At 72.2% G+C, this 13,122-nt stretch carries 12 protein-coding genes; 2 read left to right on the top strand and 10 right to left on the bottom strand.

The annotated features are described in order from the left end of the window. Positions 1 to 405 precede the first annotated feature (405 nt). The gene (locus ABZ621_RS25955; protein WP_360608486.1) at positions 406 to 1,734 is read right to left on the bottom strand and encodes a TRAM domain-containing protein; all 1,329 of its coding nucleotides are present in this window, start codon (positions 1,732 to 1,734) and stop codon (positions 406 to 408) included. Positions 1,735 to 1,805: 71 nt separating this feature from the next. Next, entirely contained in the window at positions 1,806 to 3,857 is a 2,052-nt protein-coding gene (locus ABZ621_RS25950; RefSeq protein ID WP_360608484.1) for an APC family permease, read from the bottom strand. A gap of 235 nt (positions 3,858 to 4,092) precedes the next feature. On the opposite strand from ABZ621_RS25950, the gene ABZ621_RS25945 reads away from it, so the two are divergent. Together ABZ621_RS25945 and ABZ621_RS25940 are read left to right on the top strand one after the other, a co-directional pair. After that, positions 4,093 to 4,761 carry a TrkA family potassium uptake protein gene (locus ABZ621_RS25945; RefSeq protein ID WP_360608482.1) on the top strand — a complete coding sequence of 223 codons (669 nt, stop codon included), beginning with the start codon at positions 4,093 to 4,095 and terminating at the stop codon, positions 4,759 to 4,761. After that, positions 4,761 to 5,435, top strand: a complete 675-nt coding sequence (locus tag ABZ621_RS25940; protein ID WP_169094115.1) for a TrkA family potassium uptake protein — start codon at positions 4,761 to 4,763, stop codon at positions 5,433 to 5,435. Before ABZ621_RS25945 ends, ABZ621_RS25940 begins: the two co-directional genes overlap by 1 nt. 130 nt (positions 5,436 to 5,565) lie before the next feature. On the opposite strand, the gene ABZ621_RS25935 is transcribed toward ABZ621_RS25940, so the two are convergent. The 8 genes from ABZ621_RS25935 to ABZ621_RS25900 form a co-directional block, all read right to left on the bottom strand. After that, complete coding sequence (locus ABZ621_RS25935) at positions 5,566 to 6,309, bottom strand: DUF3159 domain-containing protein (protein WP_360608480.1); 744 nt, start codon at positions 6,307 to 6,309, stop codon at positions 5,566 to 5,568. Positions 6,310 to 6,312: 3 nt separating this feature from the next. Continuing rightward, positions 6,313 to 6,711, bottom strand: coding sequence for an OB-fold nucleic acid binding domain-containing protein (locus tag ABZ621_RS25930; RefSeq protein ID WP_360608478.1), 399 nt, complete (start codon positions 6,709 to 6,711; stop codon positions 6,313 to 6,315). A gap of 45 nt (positions 6,712 to 6,756) precedes the next feature. Further along, the gene (locus ABZ621_RS25925) at positions 6,757 to 7,443 is read right to left on the bottom strand and encodes a response regulator (protein ID WP_360608476.1); all 687 of its coding nucleotides are present in this window, start codon (positions 7,441 to 7,443) and stop codon (positions 6,757 to 6,759) included. Between the two features lie 129 nt (positions 7,444 to 7,572). Continuing rightward, positions 7,573 to 10,119 (bottom strand): sensor histidine kinase KdpD, encoded by a 2,547-nt coding sequence (locus ABZ621_RS25920; RefSeq protein WP_360608474.1) that lies wholly within the window; start codon positions 10,117 to 10,119, stop codon positions 7,573 to 7,575. A 145-nt stretch (positions 10,120 to 10,264) separates the two neighbouring features. Further along, complete coding sequence (locus tag ABZ621_RS25915; protein WP_360608472.1) at positions 10,265 to 10,993, bottom strand: ABC transporter ATP-binding protein; 729 nt, start codon at positions 10,991 to 10,993, stop codon at positions 10,265 to 10,267. Positions 10,994 to 11,245: 252 nt separating this feature from the next. Further along, on the bottom strand, positions 11,246 to 12,013 hold the full coding sequence (locus tag ABZ621_RS25910; protein WP_360608470.1) for a DUF3710 domain-containing protein: 768 nt from the start codon (positions 12,011 to 12,013) through the stop codon (positions 11,246 to 11,248). A gap of 1 nt (position 12,014) precedes the next feature. Next, positions 12,015 to 12,527 carry a dUTP diphosphatase gene (gene dut, locus ABZ621_RS25905; RefSeq protein ID WP_043230240.1) on the bottom strand — a complete coding sequence of 171 codons (513 nt, stop codon included), beginning with the start codon at positions 12,525 to 12,527 and terminating at the stop codon, positions 12,015 to 12,017. Next, entirely contained in the window at positions 12,527 to 13,111 is a 585-nt protein-coding gene (locus ABZ621_RS25900) for a PaaI family thioesterase (protein WP_189955336.1), read from the bottom strand. The genes dut and ABZ621_RS25900 overlap by 1 nt, the downstream gene beginning before the upstream one ends. Positions 13,112 to 13,122: the final 11 nt, after the last annotated feature.

The following is a 13,122-nucleotide window of genomic DNA, read 5'->3' as shown; positions in this document are numbered from 1 at the left end:
GGCGAAATCTGTAGGCGCTCCGCGCAGTCCCGCCGTTGGCCCAGTGCGTCGGCAGGCGGCTCGGGCGGCAGCGCCCGAGCCCGCTTTCGTCCGAGCCGAGCACTCGCCTACCCAGCACGCCATCGCACACAGTGACATCTGCACATCGGAGCCCGCCGAAATCAGTACGGCCACGCCCGGATCTGGTCGGTGCCGGTCTTGTACTCGCGAGTGCAGAGCCCTTCACATCCGAGCTTCCAGGGAAGGCGCTTGTCCTGTTCCGGGGTGCGCGGCCGCGATCTTGACCTCCCAATGCGCCCGCCCCCAGAACGGCAGGTCAAGGGGCCTCAGCTGCGAGCACCACCTTCCACCTGTTGCCGGTCCGAAAACAGGTCGGGCTGCCTCCCGAAGCCAAGAAACCCCAGGTCAGGCGTCCTTCTTCACCGGCTCAAGGATCGCGACGCACTCCACGTGGTGGGTCATCGGGAAGAGGTCGAAAGCGCGCAGCGTCCGGACCCGGTAGCCGCGTTCGGCGAAGTAGGAGAGGTCGCGGGCGAGGGCGGCCGGGTCGCAGGCGACGTAGGCGATGCGGCGGGCGCCGAGGCCGGCGAGGTGGTGGACGGTCTGCTTGCCGGCGCCGGCGCGCGGGGGGTCGAGGACGATGAGGTCGACCTCGGTGATGCCGGTGCGCGGGAGGACCGACTCGACCTTGCCCTGTTCGACGCGGACGCGCGGGAAGCCGGCCAGGTTGTGGCGGGCGTCCTCGACGGCGCGCTTGCCGGACTCGATGCCGAGGACAGCGCCCTGCTCGCCGACGCGGTCGGCGAGGGCGCCGGCGAAGAGGCCGACGCCGCAGTAGAGGTCGAGCGCGGTGTCGCCCTTGCGCGGGAGGAGGCCCTGCATGACGGCCTTCATCAGGGTGTCGGCGGCCTTCGGGTGGACCTGCCAGAAGCCGCCGCTGCCGACGCGGTGGGTGCGCTCGTCGGCGCGCTCGCGGACGAAGGCGCGGCCGTGGACGCGGTGGACGCCGCCGTCCTTCTCGTCGACGCGGAGGACGGAGACGGGCTTGTCCAGCTCCACCAGCGGGAGGCGGGCGCCGGGGCGGGGGGTGAGGATGACCTGGCGGTCGTTCGAGCCGGAGGCGGCGATCGCCTCGACGGTGGCCATGCCCTCCCAGGTCCGTGCCTCGATGCCGAGCTCCGAGACGCCCTGCGCCGCGATCATGCAGTGGTCGATGACCTCGACCTCGTGCGAGCGGTGCTTGCGCAGGCCCGCGCGGCCCTCGGTGTCGATGGCGTACTGGACGCGGGTGCGCCACTGCGGGACCTCGCCCGCCGGGAGCTTGTCGCCCTCCGCGGGGACGACCGTGCCGTCCCAGCCGGCCTCCTCCGGGGTGAGGCCGGCGAGCCGCTGCAGCTGCTCGGCGATGACCTCGCCCTTGAGGCGGCGCTGGGCGCCCGGCTTGGCATGCTGCCAGTCGCAGCCGCCGCACTTGCCGGGGCCGGCGAAGGGGCAGGGGGCCTCGATGCGGTCCTTGGAGGCGTCGAGGACGTCGACGGCGTCGGCGCGCAGGAAGCGGCTGCTCTCGTCGCCCTCGGTGACGCGGGCCCGGACGCGCTCGCCCGGCAGGGCGTGGCGCACGAAGAGGACGCGGCCCTCCTCCGTGCGGGCGATGCAGTGGCCGCCGTGGGCCACCGGGCCGACCTCGACCTCGTACTCCTCCCCGATCAGGGACTTCACAGGGGTGTTCTGCATGATCGGGGGCTCCAGAGACAGAGGGGGGAGGAAAAGAAAGGGGGCTGCTGTTCGGACAGCAGCCCACCAGTCTAGTTGCTCTTCGCGGTCGGTTCCTTCTTGGCCTTCTCGACCGGGCCGCGGCGGACCGAGCCGGGCGCGTTCCAGTCCTGCCGCTTCCGGGCCCGGCGCTTGGCGGCCTCGGAGGACTGGAGCTGGTACGGGACGGAGGTGACCATGACGCCGGGGGTGAAGAGGAGCCGGCCCTTGAGGCGGAGCGCGGACTGGTTGTGGAGCAGGTGCTCGTACCAGTGGCCGACGACGTACTCGGGGATGTAGACCGAGACGGCGTCGCGCGGGCTCTCCTTGCGGAGGTTCTTCACGTACTCGATGACCGGCCGGGTGATCTCGCGGTACGGCGAGTCGAGGATCTTCAGCGGCACGTTGATGCCGCGCCGCTCCCACTCCTCCTTGAGCGCCTTGGTCTCGGCCGGGTCGACGTTGACGGTCAGCGCCTCCAGCTCGTTGGCGTGCAGCAGCTTCGCGTAGGCGAGGGCCCGGAGGGTCGGCTTGTGCAGCTTGGAGACGAGGACGATGGAGCGGACCCGGGAGGGGCGGACGTACTCGTCGGGGCGCTGCTCGGCGGCGGCGATCTCGTCGGCGACGGAGTCGTAGTGGCGGCGGATCGCGGTCATCGTCACGTAGAAGATCACCATGCCCAGCAGGGCGACCCAGGCGCCGTGGGTGAACTTGGTGGCGAGGACGACGACGAGGACGAGGCCGGTGAAGAAGGCGCCGAAGGCGTTGATCGCGCGGGAGCGGATCATGTGGCGGCGCTTGGCGGGCTCGCGCTCGGTCTTCAGGTGCCGGTTCCAGTGCCGGACCATGCCGATCTGGCTGAGCGTGAAGGAGACGAAGACGCCGACGATGTACAGCTGGATGAGGCGGGTGGAGTCCGCGCCGTAGATCCAGACGAGGAGCGCGGCGGCGCCCGCGAGGAGCACGATGCCGTTGGAGAAGGCGAGCCGGTCGCCGCGGGTGTGCAGCTGGCGCGGCAGGTAGCGGTCCTGGGCGAGGATCGAGCCGAGGAGCGGGAAGCCGTTGTACGCGGTGTTGGCGGCCAGGAAGAGGACGAGCGCGGTGGCGGCGGCGAGCAGCACGAAGAAGAACGTTCCGTCGCCGAAGACGGCGGCCGCGACCTGGGAGATGACCGGGTCCTGGACGTATCCCTCGCCGACCGGGACCCCGTTGTGGAGCAGGTCCTCGGCGGGCTTCTCGGCCATCCGGACGTCGGTGGCCATGGCCAGGAAGATGATGCCGCAGAACATGGTGACGGCGAGGCCGCCCATGAGCGCGAGGGTGGTGGCGGCGTTCTTCGACTTCGGCTTGCGGAAGGCGGGCACGCCGTTGGAGATCGCCTCGACGCCGGTGAGGGCGGCGCAGCCGGAGGAGAAGGCGCGCAGCAGCAGGAAGACCAGCGCGAAGCCGGCGAGGCCCTGGTGCTCGGGCTTGATCTCGAAGTCGGCCGTCGGGGCCTTCATGGTGTCGTCGAGGACGATGCCCCGCCAGGCGCCCCAGGCGATCATGCAGAAGACGCCGAAGACGAAGACGTACGTCGGGATGGCGAAGAGGCTGCCGGACTCCTTCACGCCCCGGAGGTTCATCAGGGTGAGGAGGACGATCACGCCGACGGCGCAGGCGACCTTGTGCTCGACGACGAAGGGGACCGCGGAGCCGAGGTTCTCGATGCCGGAGGAGATCGACACGGCGACGGTGAGGACGTAGTCGACGAGCAGGGCGCTCGCGACGGTGAGACCGGCCTTCGGCCCGAGGTTGGTGGTCGCGACCTCGTAGTCGCCGCCGCCGCTCGGGTAGGCGTGCACGTTCTGCCGGTACGAGGCGACGACCGTGAACATCAGGACGACGACGGCCAGCGCGATCCACGGGCTGAAGTGGTAGGCCGACAGACCGGCGACGGAGAGGACGAGGAGCACCTCACCCGGTGCGTACGCCACCGACGAGAGGGGGTCGGAGGCGAAGACGGGGAGGGCGATCCGCTTGGAGAGAAGGGTCTCGCCCAGCTTGTCGCTGCGCAGGGCCCGCCCGATCAGGATCCGTTTGGGCACGTCGGTCAGTTTGGACACGCAGAGGATCGTAAGCGTTCGAAAACAGCCAAGCGCACCGGCACCCCCGATCGGCACCGAATCTCCCTGAGTATCACCTCGGATGAGGTCCGGGCCAGGGTTGCCGCTTAAGCTCGGACCGGACAACCCGGCAGGGCGTTGTCCGCCACGGCCCGGGCCGATCGGGCGAGGAAAGTTGTGAGCAGGGTGTTTTCGCAGGTCAGCAAGGCGATCAGGAGTGCGGGGTAACGGGGACGTGCACATCGTCATCATGGGCTGCGGGCGAGTGGGAGCCGCTCTCGCGCAGACCCTGGAGCAGCAGGGCCACACGGTCGCCGTCGTGGACCAGGACCCGACGGCTTTCCGCCGCCTGGGCTCCGGCTTCGGAGGCCGCCGTGTGACCGGCGTGGGCTTCGACCAGGACACCCTGCGCGAGGCGGGGATCGAGGAGGCCGGTGCCTTCGCCGCGGTGAGCAGCGGTGACAACTCCAACATCATCGCGGCCCGGGTGGCGCGCGAGATGTTCGGCATCGAGAACGTCGCCGCGCGGATCTACGACCCCCGGCGCGCCGAGGTCTACCAGCGGCTCGGCATCCCGACGGTGGCGACCGTCCGCTGGACCGCCGACCAGATGCTGCGCCGGCTGCTGCCCTCGGGCGCGGAGCCGCTGTGGAGCGACCCGAGCGGCGGCGTGCAGCTCGCCGAGGTGCACACCTCCCCCTCCTGGATCGGGCACAAGATCAGCCGGCTCCAGGACGAGACCGGTGTGCGGGTCGCCTTCCTCACCCGGCTGGGCGAGGCGGTCATCCCGAGCTCGCAGACGGTGCTCCAGGAAGGCGATCTGGTGCACGTGATGATGCGCACGGACGAGATCACGAAGGTCGAGGCGGCCTTCGCGGAGGGCCCCGAGGAGGGCGGTCACTGATGCGGGTCGCGATTGCGGGCGCGGGCGCGGTGGGCCGTTCCATCGCCGGCGAACTCCTGGAGAACGGCCACGAGGTCCTGCTCATCGACAAGGCGCCGACCGCCATCTCGGTGGAGCGGGTGCCGCAGGCGGAGTGGCTGCTCGCCGACGCCTGTGAGATCACCTCGCTGGACGAGGCGGCGCTGCAGCGCTGCAACGTGGTCATCGCGGCCACCGGCGACGACAAGGTGAACCTGGTCGTCTCGCTGCTCGCGAAGACCGAGTACGGGGTCCCCCGGGTGGTCGCCCGGGTGAACAACCCGAAGAACGAGTGGCTGTTCAACGAGGCCTGGGGCGTGGACGTCGCCGTCTCCACCCCGCGTCTGATGTCGGCCCTGGTGGAGGAGGCGGTGAGCGTCGGCGACCTGGTCCGGCTGCTGCGCTTCAGCCACGGCGACGCCAACCTGGTGGAGCTGACGCTGCCGCCGGAGTCGGCGGTGGCCGGTACGCAGGTGGGCGAGGTCGCCTGGCCGCAGGACACCTCGCTCGTGACGATCATCCGCGGTTCACGGGTGCTGACGCCGAGCCCCGAGGAGACCCTGGAGGCCGGCGACGAGCTCCTGTTCGTGGCGGCGCAGGCCCGCGAGGAGCAGCTGGAGGAGCTCCTCCAGGTCCGCCGGGAGCCGGCGGAGTAGCAGCGCCGTACGGTACGCGGAAGGGCCCGGGACCTCACAGGTCCCGGGCCCTTCGTCGTACGGTACGACGGCCCGCCCGGCGTGCCCGGCGTGCCCGGCGTGCCCGGCGTGCCCGGCGTGCCGGAGGCGGTTACACCTCGGGGGTGCGGGCGGCCGCGGCCTCGCGCTCCTTCTGGGCCTTCTCCTCGGCCTCCATCTCCGCGAAGACGTCGATCGGCGGCGGCGCCTTGGCCAGGAAGACCCAGGTGAGGTAGACCGCGAGCAGGAAGGGCGGGATCTTCAGGGCGACGAGGACCCAGCCGAGCTGGGTGGTGTCGGCCCACCAGTAGAGCGGGAAGAGGATCGCGCACTTGGCGAGCAGGATCAGGCCCCAGGCCCAGCTGGCCTTCGCGTAGGCCTTCTTCCGGCCGGGGTTCCGGGTCCGCCAGGAGAGGTTCTCCTTGAAGACCGGGCCGAGGATGAGGCCGATCAGCGGGACGCCGGCGAGCGTGGTGACGATGTACGCGAGGCCGAGGCCCAGCGTGTACACCATGCCCGGGAGGTAGAAGTCCTTGGCGTTCCCGGTCATCATCGCGAAGACGACGCCGAAGCCGACGCCGAAGACCCCGCTGAAGGCGTGCTTGACGGTGTCGCGGCGGACGAGCCGGACGACGACGAGCAGCAGGGAGACGGCGAGCGCGGCGACGGCCGAGCTCTTCAGGTCCTTGTTGATCGTGTAGATCGTGACGAAGAGCAGTCCGGGCAGGACCGTCTCGACCATGCCGCGGACGCCGCCGAACGCCTCGAAGAGCGCGGCCTCGGTCACCGCCCTGTCGGTCCGGGCGTCCTGGTCCGGGGTCGGCGGTGCGGTGGTCGGCTTGTCGACGGACGTCACCGGCTACTCCTGTCCGAGCGGTCGGAGCTCGTATTTGGGGTTGAAGAGGACCCGCCGGCCGTGGCTCATGGAGATCCGGCCGGAGGCGATCAGCTTGCGGCCCGGCTCGATGCCCACGATGGAGCGCCGGCCCAGCCAGACGACGTCCAGCGGCGCCGTGCCGTCGAACAGCTCGGCCTCCAGGGCCGGGACACCGGCCCTGGGGCGCAGCGTGACCGTGCGCAAGGTACCAGTGACCTTGACTATCTCGCGGTCGTCGCAGTCGGAGATCCGCGTGCAGCCCGAGGCGGCCGTGTCCTCCTGGAGCTCCTCCGACTCCAGGTCCTCCGGCGAGGAGGAGAGCCGGTCGAGCATCCGGCGGAACCGGCCTGCCGGCTTGTCGGTACGGGGTGCAGCACTCATACCCAAAAGCGTACCGGCCGCGGCCGACACGGGAACGGGCCCGTCTCAACGTTCGAAGCGGTACCCCATCCCCGGCTCGGTGACGAAGTGGCGCGGGTGCGAGGGGTCGGTCTCCAGCTTGCGGCGCAGCTGGGCCATGTAGACCCGCAGGTAGTTGGTCTCGGTGCCGTAGGAGGGGCCCCAAACCTCCTGGAGGAGCTGCTTCTGGCTGACGAGGCGGCCGCCGTTGCGGACCAGGACCTCCAGGAGGTGCCACTCGGTGGGGGTGAGCCGGACGTCCCGCCCGTCGCGGTGGACCTTCTTGGCGGCGAGGTCGACGGTGAAGTCCGCGGTCTCGACCACGACGACCCCGTCCTCGCCGCCGCCGACGGGCTCGGCGCGGCGGACGGCGGCGCGCAGCCGGGCGAGGAGCTCGTCCATGCCGAAGGGCTTGGTGACGTAGTCGTCGGCGCCGGCGTCGAGGGCCTTGACCTTCTCGTCGGAGGTGTGCCGGGCGGAGAGCACGATGATCGGGACCCGGGTCCAGCCGCGCAGCCCCTTGATGACGTCGACGCCGTCGATGTCGGGCAGGCCGAGGTCGAGGACGACGACGTCGGGGTGGCGCTCGGCGGCGAGCTTGAGGGCGGTGGCGCCGTCGGGGGCGGAGTCGACCTCGTACTTCCGCGCCTTGAGGTTGATCACCAGGGCGCGGACGATCTGTGGCTCGTCGTCGACCACGAGGACCCGGGTCATGTCGGGGGCCTTCCTTCTCTCTCTGCTGTTCCTGCGGTACGGAGGGGGTGCGGGGCCGCGGTACGGGGTCCCCGGGTACGGGGGCGGGTACGGCGTTCCCGGGCGGTGTACGGGACGGGGGGCGCGGGCTCAGCCCATGGTGTGGGCCGGCAGCTCGGCGGCGGGCGGCGGGGCGGCGGGGCCCGCGGCCCGCAGGGTGAGGACCATGGTGAGGCCGCCGCCCGGGGTGTCCTCGGCGCCGAGGGTGCCGCCCATGGCCTCCACGAAGCCGCGGGCGACGGCGAGCCCGAGGCCGACGCCGGAGCCGCGCGGGGCGTCGCCGAAGCGCTGGAAGGGCTCGAAGATGCCGTCCTTGGACTCGTCGGGGACGCCGGGGCCGCGGTCGACGACCCGGAGTTCGACCCGGTCGCCGAGGGTGCTGGCGGTGACGGCCACGGGGACGCCCTCGGGGCTGTACTTCACGGCGTTCTCGACGATGTTGGCGACGGCCCGTTCCAGCAGGCCCTTGTCGACCTCGACCATCGGCAGGGTCTCGGGGACGTCGGCCTCGGCGCTGCCGTCCGGGACGCCGCCCAGGGCCATGGGGACGACCTCGTCGAGGTCGACGGCGCGGATCAGCGGGGTGACCGTGCCGGTCTGGAGGCGGGACATGTCGAGGAGGTTGCCGACGAGGTGGTCGAGGCGGTCGGCGCCGGCCTCGATGCCCTCCAGGAGCTCGGCCCGGTCCTCCTCGGACCACTCGACGTCGTCGGAGCGCAGGGAGGTGACGGAGGCCTTGATGCCGGCGAGGGGGGTGCGCAGGTCGTGGCTGACGGCGGCGAGGAGCGAGGTGCGGATCTTGTTGCCCTCGGCCAGCTTGCGGGCCTCCTCGGCCTCGCCGACGAGCCGCTGCCGGTCGAGGACGACGGCGGCCTGGGCGGCGAAGGCGCCGAGCACCCGGCGGTCCTCGGCGGGCAGCACCCGGCCGCTGAGGGCGAGGGCGAGGTGGTCGCCGACCGGCATGTCCACGTCGGCGTCCTCGGGGCGGGCGGCCGGGTGGGGTCCGACGGCGGCGGCCCGGTTCCAGGGCTCGGCGCCGTCGGCCCGTTCGAGCAGGGCGACGGACTCCATGGAGAAGGTCTCGCGGACCCGTTCCAGGAGGGCGTCGAGGCTGGTCTCGCCGCGCAGCACGCTGCCCGCCAGATAGGAGAGCACCTCGGACTCGGCGCGCAGCCGGGCGGCCTGGTGGGTGCGGCGGGCGGCGAGGTCGACGACGGAGGCGACGGCCATCGCGACGCCGAAGAAGACCGCGATGGCCACGATGTTCAGCGGGTCGGCGATGGTGATCCGGTGGATCGGCGGGGTGAAGAACCAGTTCAGGAGCAGGGAGCCGACGGCCGCCGAGGCGAGCGCCGGCAGGAAGCCGCCGAGCAGGGCGGAGCCGACGGTCAGCGCCAGGAAGAGCAGCATGTCGTTGGCGAGGCCGAGGTCGGCGTCGGTGTGGGTGAGGAGCAGGGCGAGCGCCACCGGGCCGGCCACGCCGACGAGCCAGCCGCCGAGGATCCGGGAGCGGCCGAGGCGGGCGCCGCGGGCGACCGGGAGGCCCCGGCCCTTGGCGACCTCGCCGTGGGTGACGATGTGGACGTCCAGGTCGGGCCCGGACTCGCGGGCGACGGTCTGGCCGACGCCGGGCCCGAGGACGTACTGCCAGGTGCGGCGGCGGCTGGAGCCGAGGACGATCTGGGTGGCGTTGACCCCGCGGGCGAACTCCAGGAGCGCGGTCGGTATGTCGTCGCCGATGACGTGGTGGAAGGTGCCGCCGAGGTCCTCGACGAGGGTGCGCTGGACGGCCAGCTCCTTCGGCGAGGCGGCGGTGAGGCCGTCGCTGCGCGCTATGTAGACGGCGAGGACCTCGCCACCCGCGCCCTTCTCGGCGAGCCGGGTGGCGCGCCGTATCAGGGTGCGGCCCTCGGGGCCGCCGGTGAGGCCGACGACGATCCGCTCGCGGGCCTGCCAGGTGGAGCGGATGTTGTGCTCGCCCCGGTACCGCCGGAGGTACTCGTCGACCCGGTCGGCGGTCCAGAGGAGGGCGAGCTCGCGCAGGGCGGTGAGGTTGCCGGGGCGGAAGTAGTTGGAGAGGGCGGCGTCGACCTTGTCGGGGGTGTAGACGTTGCCGTGCGCCATGCGGCGGCGGAGCGCCTCGGGCGACATGTCGACCAGTTCGATCTGGTCGGCGCGGCGGACGATCTCGTCGGGGACGGTCTCCTGCTGCCGGACGCCGGTGATCGACTCGACGACGTCGCCGAGCGACTCCAGGTGCTGGATGTTCACGGTCGAGACGACGTCGATGCCTGCGGCGAGCAGTTCGGCGACGTCCTGCCAGCGCTTGGAGTTCCGTGAGCCGGGGACGTTGGTGTGGGCGAGCTCGTCGACGAGGGCGACGGCGGGGCGGCGGGCCAGGACGGCGTCGACGTCCATCTCGGTGAAGACGGCGCCGCGGTATTCGAGCTCGCGGCGGGGCAGCTGCTCCAGGCCGTGCAGCAGGACCTCGGTGCGCGGCCGGCCGTGGTGCTCGACGAAGCCGACGACGCAGTCGGTGCCCCGCTCGACCCTGCGGTGGGCCTCGGCGAGCATGGCGTAGGTCTTGCCGACGCCGGGTGCCGCGCCGAGGTAGATCCGAAGCTTGCCACGTCCCATGGACCGACCATACGTCCGGCTGATCGGACATTCCGCACGCGGAGGAACACCCCGATGCGGTATTGACGTGATCCTGATGCCCGTCGGCACGGTGGTCGGCCGCGGTCGGCGGGTGCCGGCCCGGCCCGCCGCGCCGCCGGCGGGCTCAGGCCTCGGCTATCTCCCCGTCGCGCAGTTCGAGCACCCGGTCGGCGAGACCGAGCAGCTGGTGGTCGTGGGTGGCCACGAGGGCGGTGCAGCCCTCGCTGCGGACCACGGCCCGCAGCAGCTCCATCACGGCGAGGCCGGTCTCGGCGTCGAGCTGGCCGGTCGGCTCGTCGGCGATGAGCAGGGCCGGCTTGTTGGCGAGGGCGCGGGCGATGGCGACCCGCTGCTGCTGGCCGCCGGAGAGCTCGCCGGGACGCTGGTCGGCGTGGTCGGCGAGGCCGACGAGCGCGAGCAGCAGGGAGACCCGCTTCTCCCGCTCGGCGGGGTCCGCCTTCCGCAGCCGCAGCGGGACGCCGACGTTCTCGGCGGCGGAGAGGATGGGCAGCAGGCCGAAGGACTGGAAGATGAAGCCGATCCGGTCCCGGCGCAGCTCCAGGAGGCCGTCCTCGCCGAGGGTGGAGAGGTCGGTGCCGTCGATGACGATCCGGCCGCCGTCGGCGCTGTCGAGCCCGCCGACCAGATTGAGCAGGGTGGTCTTGCCGGAGCCGGAGCGGCCCTTGAGGGCGACCAGCTCACCGCGCGGGATCTCGAAGGAGACGCCCTTGAGGGCGTGGACGGCGGCCTCGCCCTCGCCGAACGTACGGCGCAGCCCCTCGACCCGGATCATCGGCCCCCCGGCCGGGTCCTCGACGACGGCCGTCGCGGACCGCGTGCTGTTCTCGCTCATCTGCGTCCCCCTCCTCGAACATCTGCGCTCCAGTATGGTCGGCCGCCCGTACCGGGACCAGAGCCGGGTACCCCGACCCGACCCCGAAGTCCGGACGCCGCGTCCCGTACTGCGGACGCCTGGGGGACCCGTAGGGGACGCGGGAACGCCGTGGAAACGCGCAGGTGGGCCGTCGCCCGTACGTCGTGCGTACGGGCGACGGCCCACCGGAACGGCTCTTTCCGCTGTTCCCGCTGTCCCCGGGGGGACGCGTCAGCGGATCTCGGAGATCTCCGGGCCGCGCTGCAGCTGGCCCATGCCGCCGGAGAAGCGGGACCCGGCCTGCTCCTCCTGCTGGACGCCGTCCGGCACCATCTGCGCGTCGTTCGGCAGCTTGAGGACGATCGGGTCGCGCGGGGCCATCGGGCCGTCACCGCGGGCGACGACGGTGTCCCGGACGATCTGCTCCAGGAGGCCGGCCGCCTCGGGCTGCACCGCGCCCTGGCCGGAGATGACGCCGCGCAGGAACCAGCGCGGGCCGTCGACGCCGACGAAGCGCACGATCTGCACGCCGCGGTTGCCGTCGGGCAGCTGGACGGGGACCTGCGCGCGCAGCTCCCAGCCGAGCGGGCCCTCGACCTCGTCGATCGCACCGCCCTGCTGGACGATGCCGGTGGCGATCTCCTCGCGGACCTCGCCCCAGATGCCTTCCTTCTTGGGCGCGGCGAACGCCTGGAGCTGCACGGCGCTGTCGCGCAGCACGATGGTCGCGGCGACGATCGCGTCGCCCGCCACCTCCACGCGGAGTTCCATGCCCTCGACACCGGGGACGTAGAGCCCGCCGAGGTCGACGCGGCCCTCGTCGGGCTTGGCGACCTCGGAGATGTCCCAGGGACCGTCGGGCCGGGGCGCCGGCGGAAGGTTCACCTTGCGCGGCTGGTCGGCCGCGTCCGCGGCGTCCTCGCCGTCCACGGCGTCGACGACCTGCTCGGCCTCGCCCGCCGTGTCGGCGGCACCGCTCTTCTTGCGACGTCCGAACACGTCACTGTCCTTCCCGGTCGGATACGACCGAAGCGTATCGATTCCCACCCGTCGTGCCGTCCACGGCGGCATGACCGCCGGTGGACCCGAAGCCCCCCTCGGCCCGCGCCGAGCCGGGAAGCTCCGCCACCTCGTGGAAGCGCACCTTCTCGACCTGCTGGACGACCAGTTGGGCAATCCGGTCGAAGCGCTCGAACCGCACACTCTCGCGCGGGTCGAGATTGACCACGATCACCTTGATCTCTCCACGGTACCCGGCATCGACCGTCCCTGGGGCATTCACGAGCGCGACTCCGCAGCGCGCGGCCAGTCCCGACCGCGGGTGGACGAAGGCGGCGTAGCCGTCCGGGAGGGCGATGGAGACCCCGGTGGGCAGCACGGCGCGCTCCCCGGGGGCGAGGACGGCGGCCTCGGTGGTGACGAGGTCGGCGCCGGCGTCGCCGGGGTGGCCGTAGGCCGGGATCGGCACGTCCGGGTCCACCCGGCGGATCAGCACGTCGACGGGAGGGCGCATCAGGGGTTCACCTCGAAGGCGCGGGCGCGCCGGAGCTGGTCGGGATCGGCCATGGCGGCCTGGATCTCCTCCGGCCGGCCGTTGTCGATGAAGTGGTCGACCTTGACCTCGACGAACATGGCGTCGGCGCGGACGGCGACGGGCCCGTCGGGGCCGCCGATCCGGCCGGTGGCGGTCGAGTAGATCTTGCGGCCGTGGACTGCGGTGACCTCGGCCTGGAGGTGGAGGACGGTGCCGACCGGGACGGGCCGGCGGAAGTCGGTCTCCAGGCGGCCGGTCACGGCGATGACGCGGAGCAGCCAGTTCAGGGAGCCGAGGGTCTCGTCGAGCGCGGTGGCGAGCACGCCGCCGTGGGCGAGGCCGGGGGCGCCCTGGTGGTCGGCGGTCACGGTGAACTCGGCGGTGACGGTCACGCCCTCTCCCGCGCGCGCGTCCAGGTGGAGCCCGTGGGGCTGTCCGTCGCCGCACCCGAAACAGTGGCCGTAGTGCGAGCCGAGCGCCTCGCCGGGGGCGGGCGCGTCCGGGTGGCGGGTCGGCGCCACGGCGTCGGCCGGCGGGGTGAGGGCGGCAGATGTTGCAGTCACAGGCCCAGACC

The organism is Streptomyces sp. NPDC007863, assembly GCF_040633895.1.
Classification (GTDB): domain Bacteria; phylum Actinomycetota; class Actinomycetes; order Streptomycetales; family Streptomycetaceae; genus Streptomyces.
Note: the sequence above shows the minus strand (reverse complement) of the source record. Positions and strands in the feature narration are given on the sequence as shown.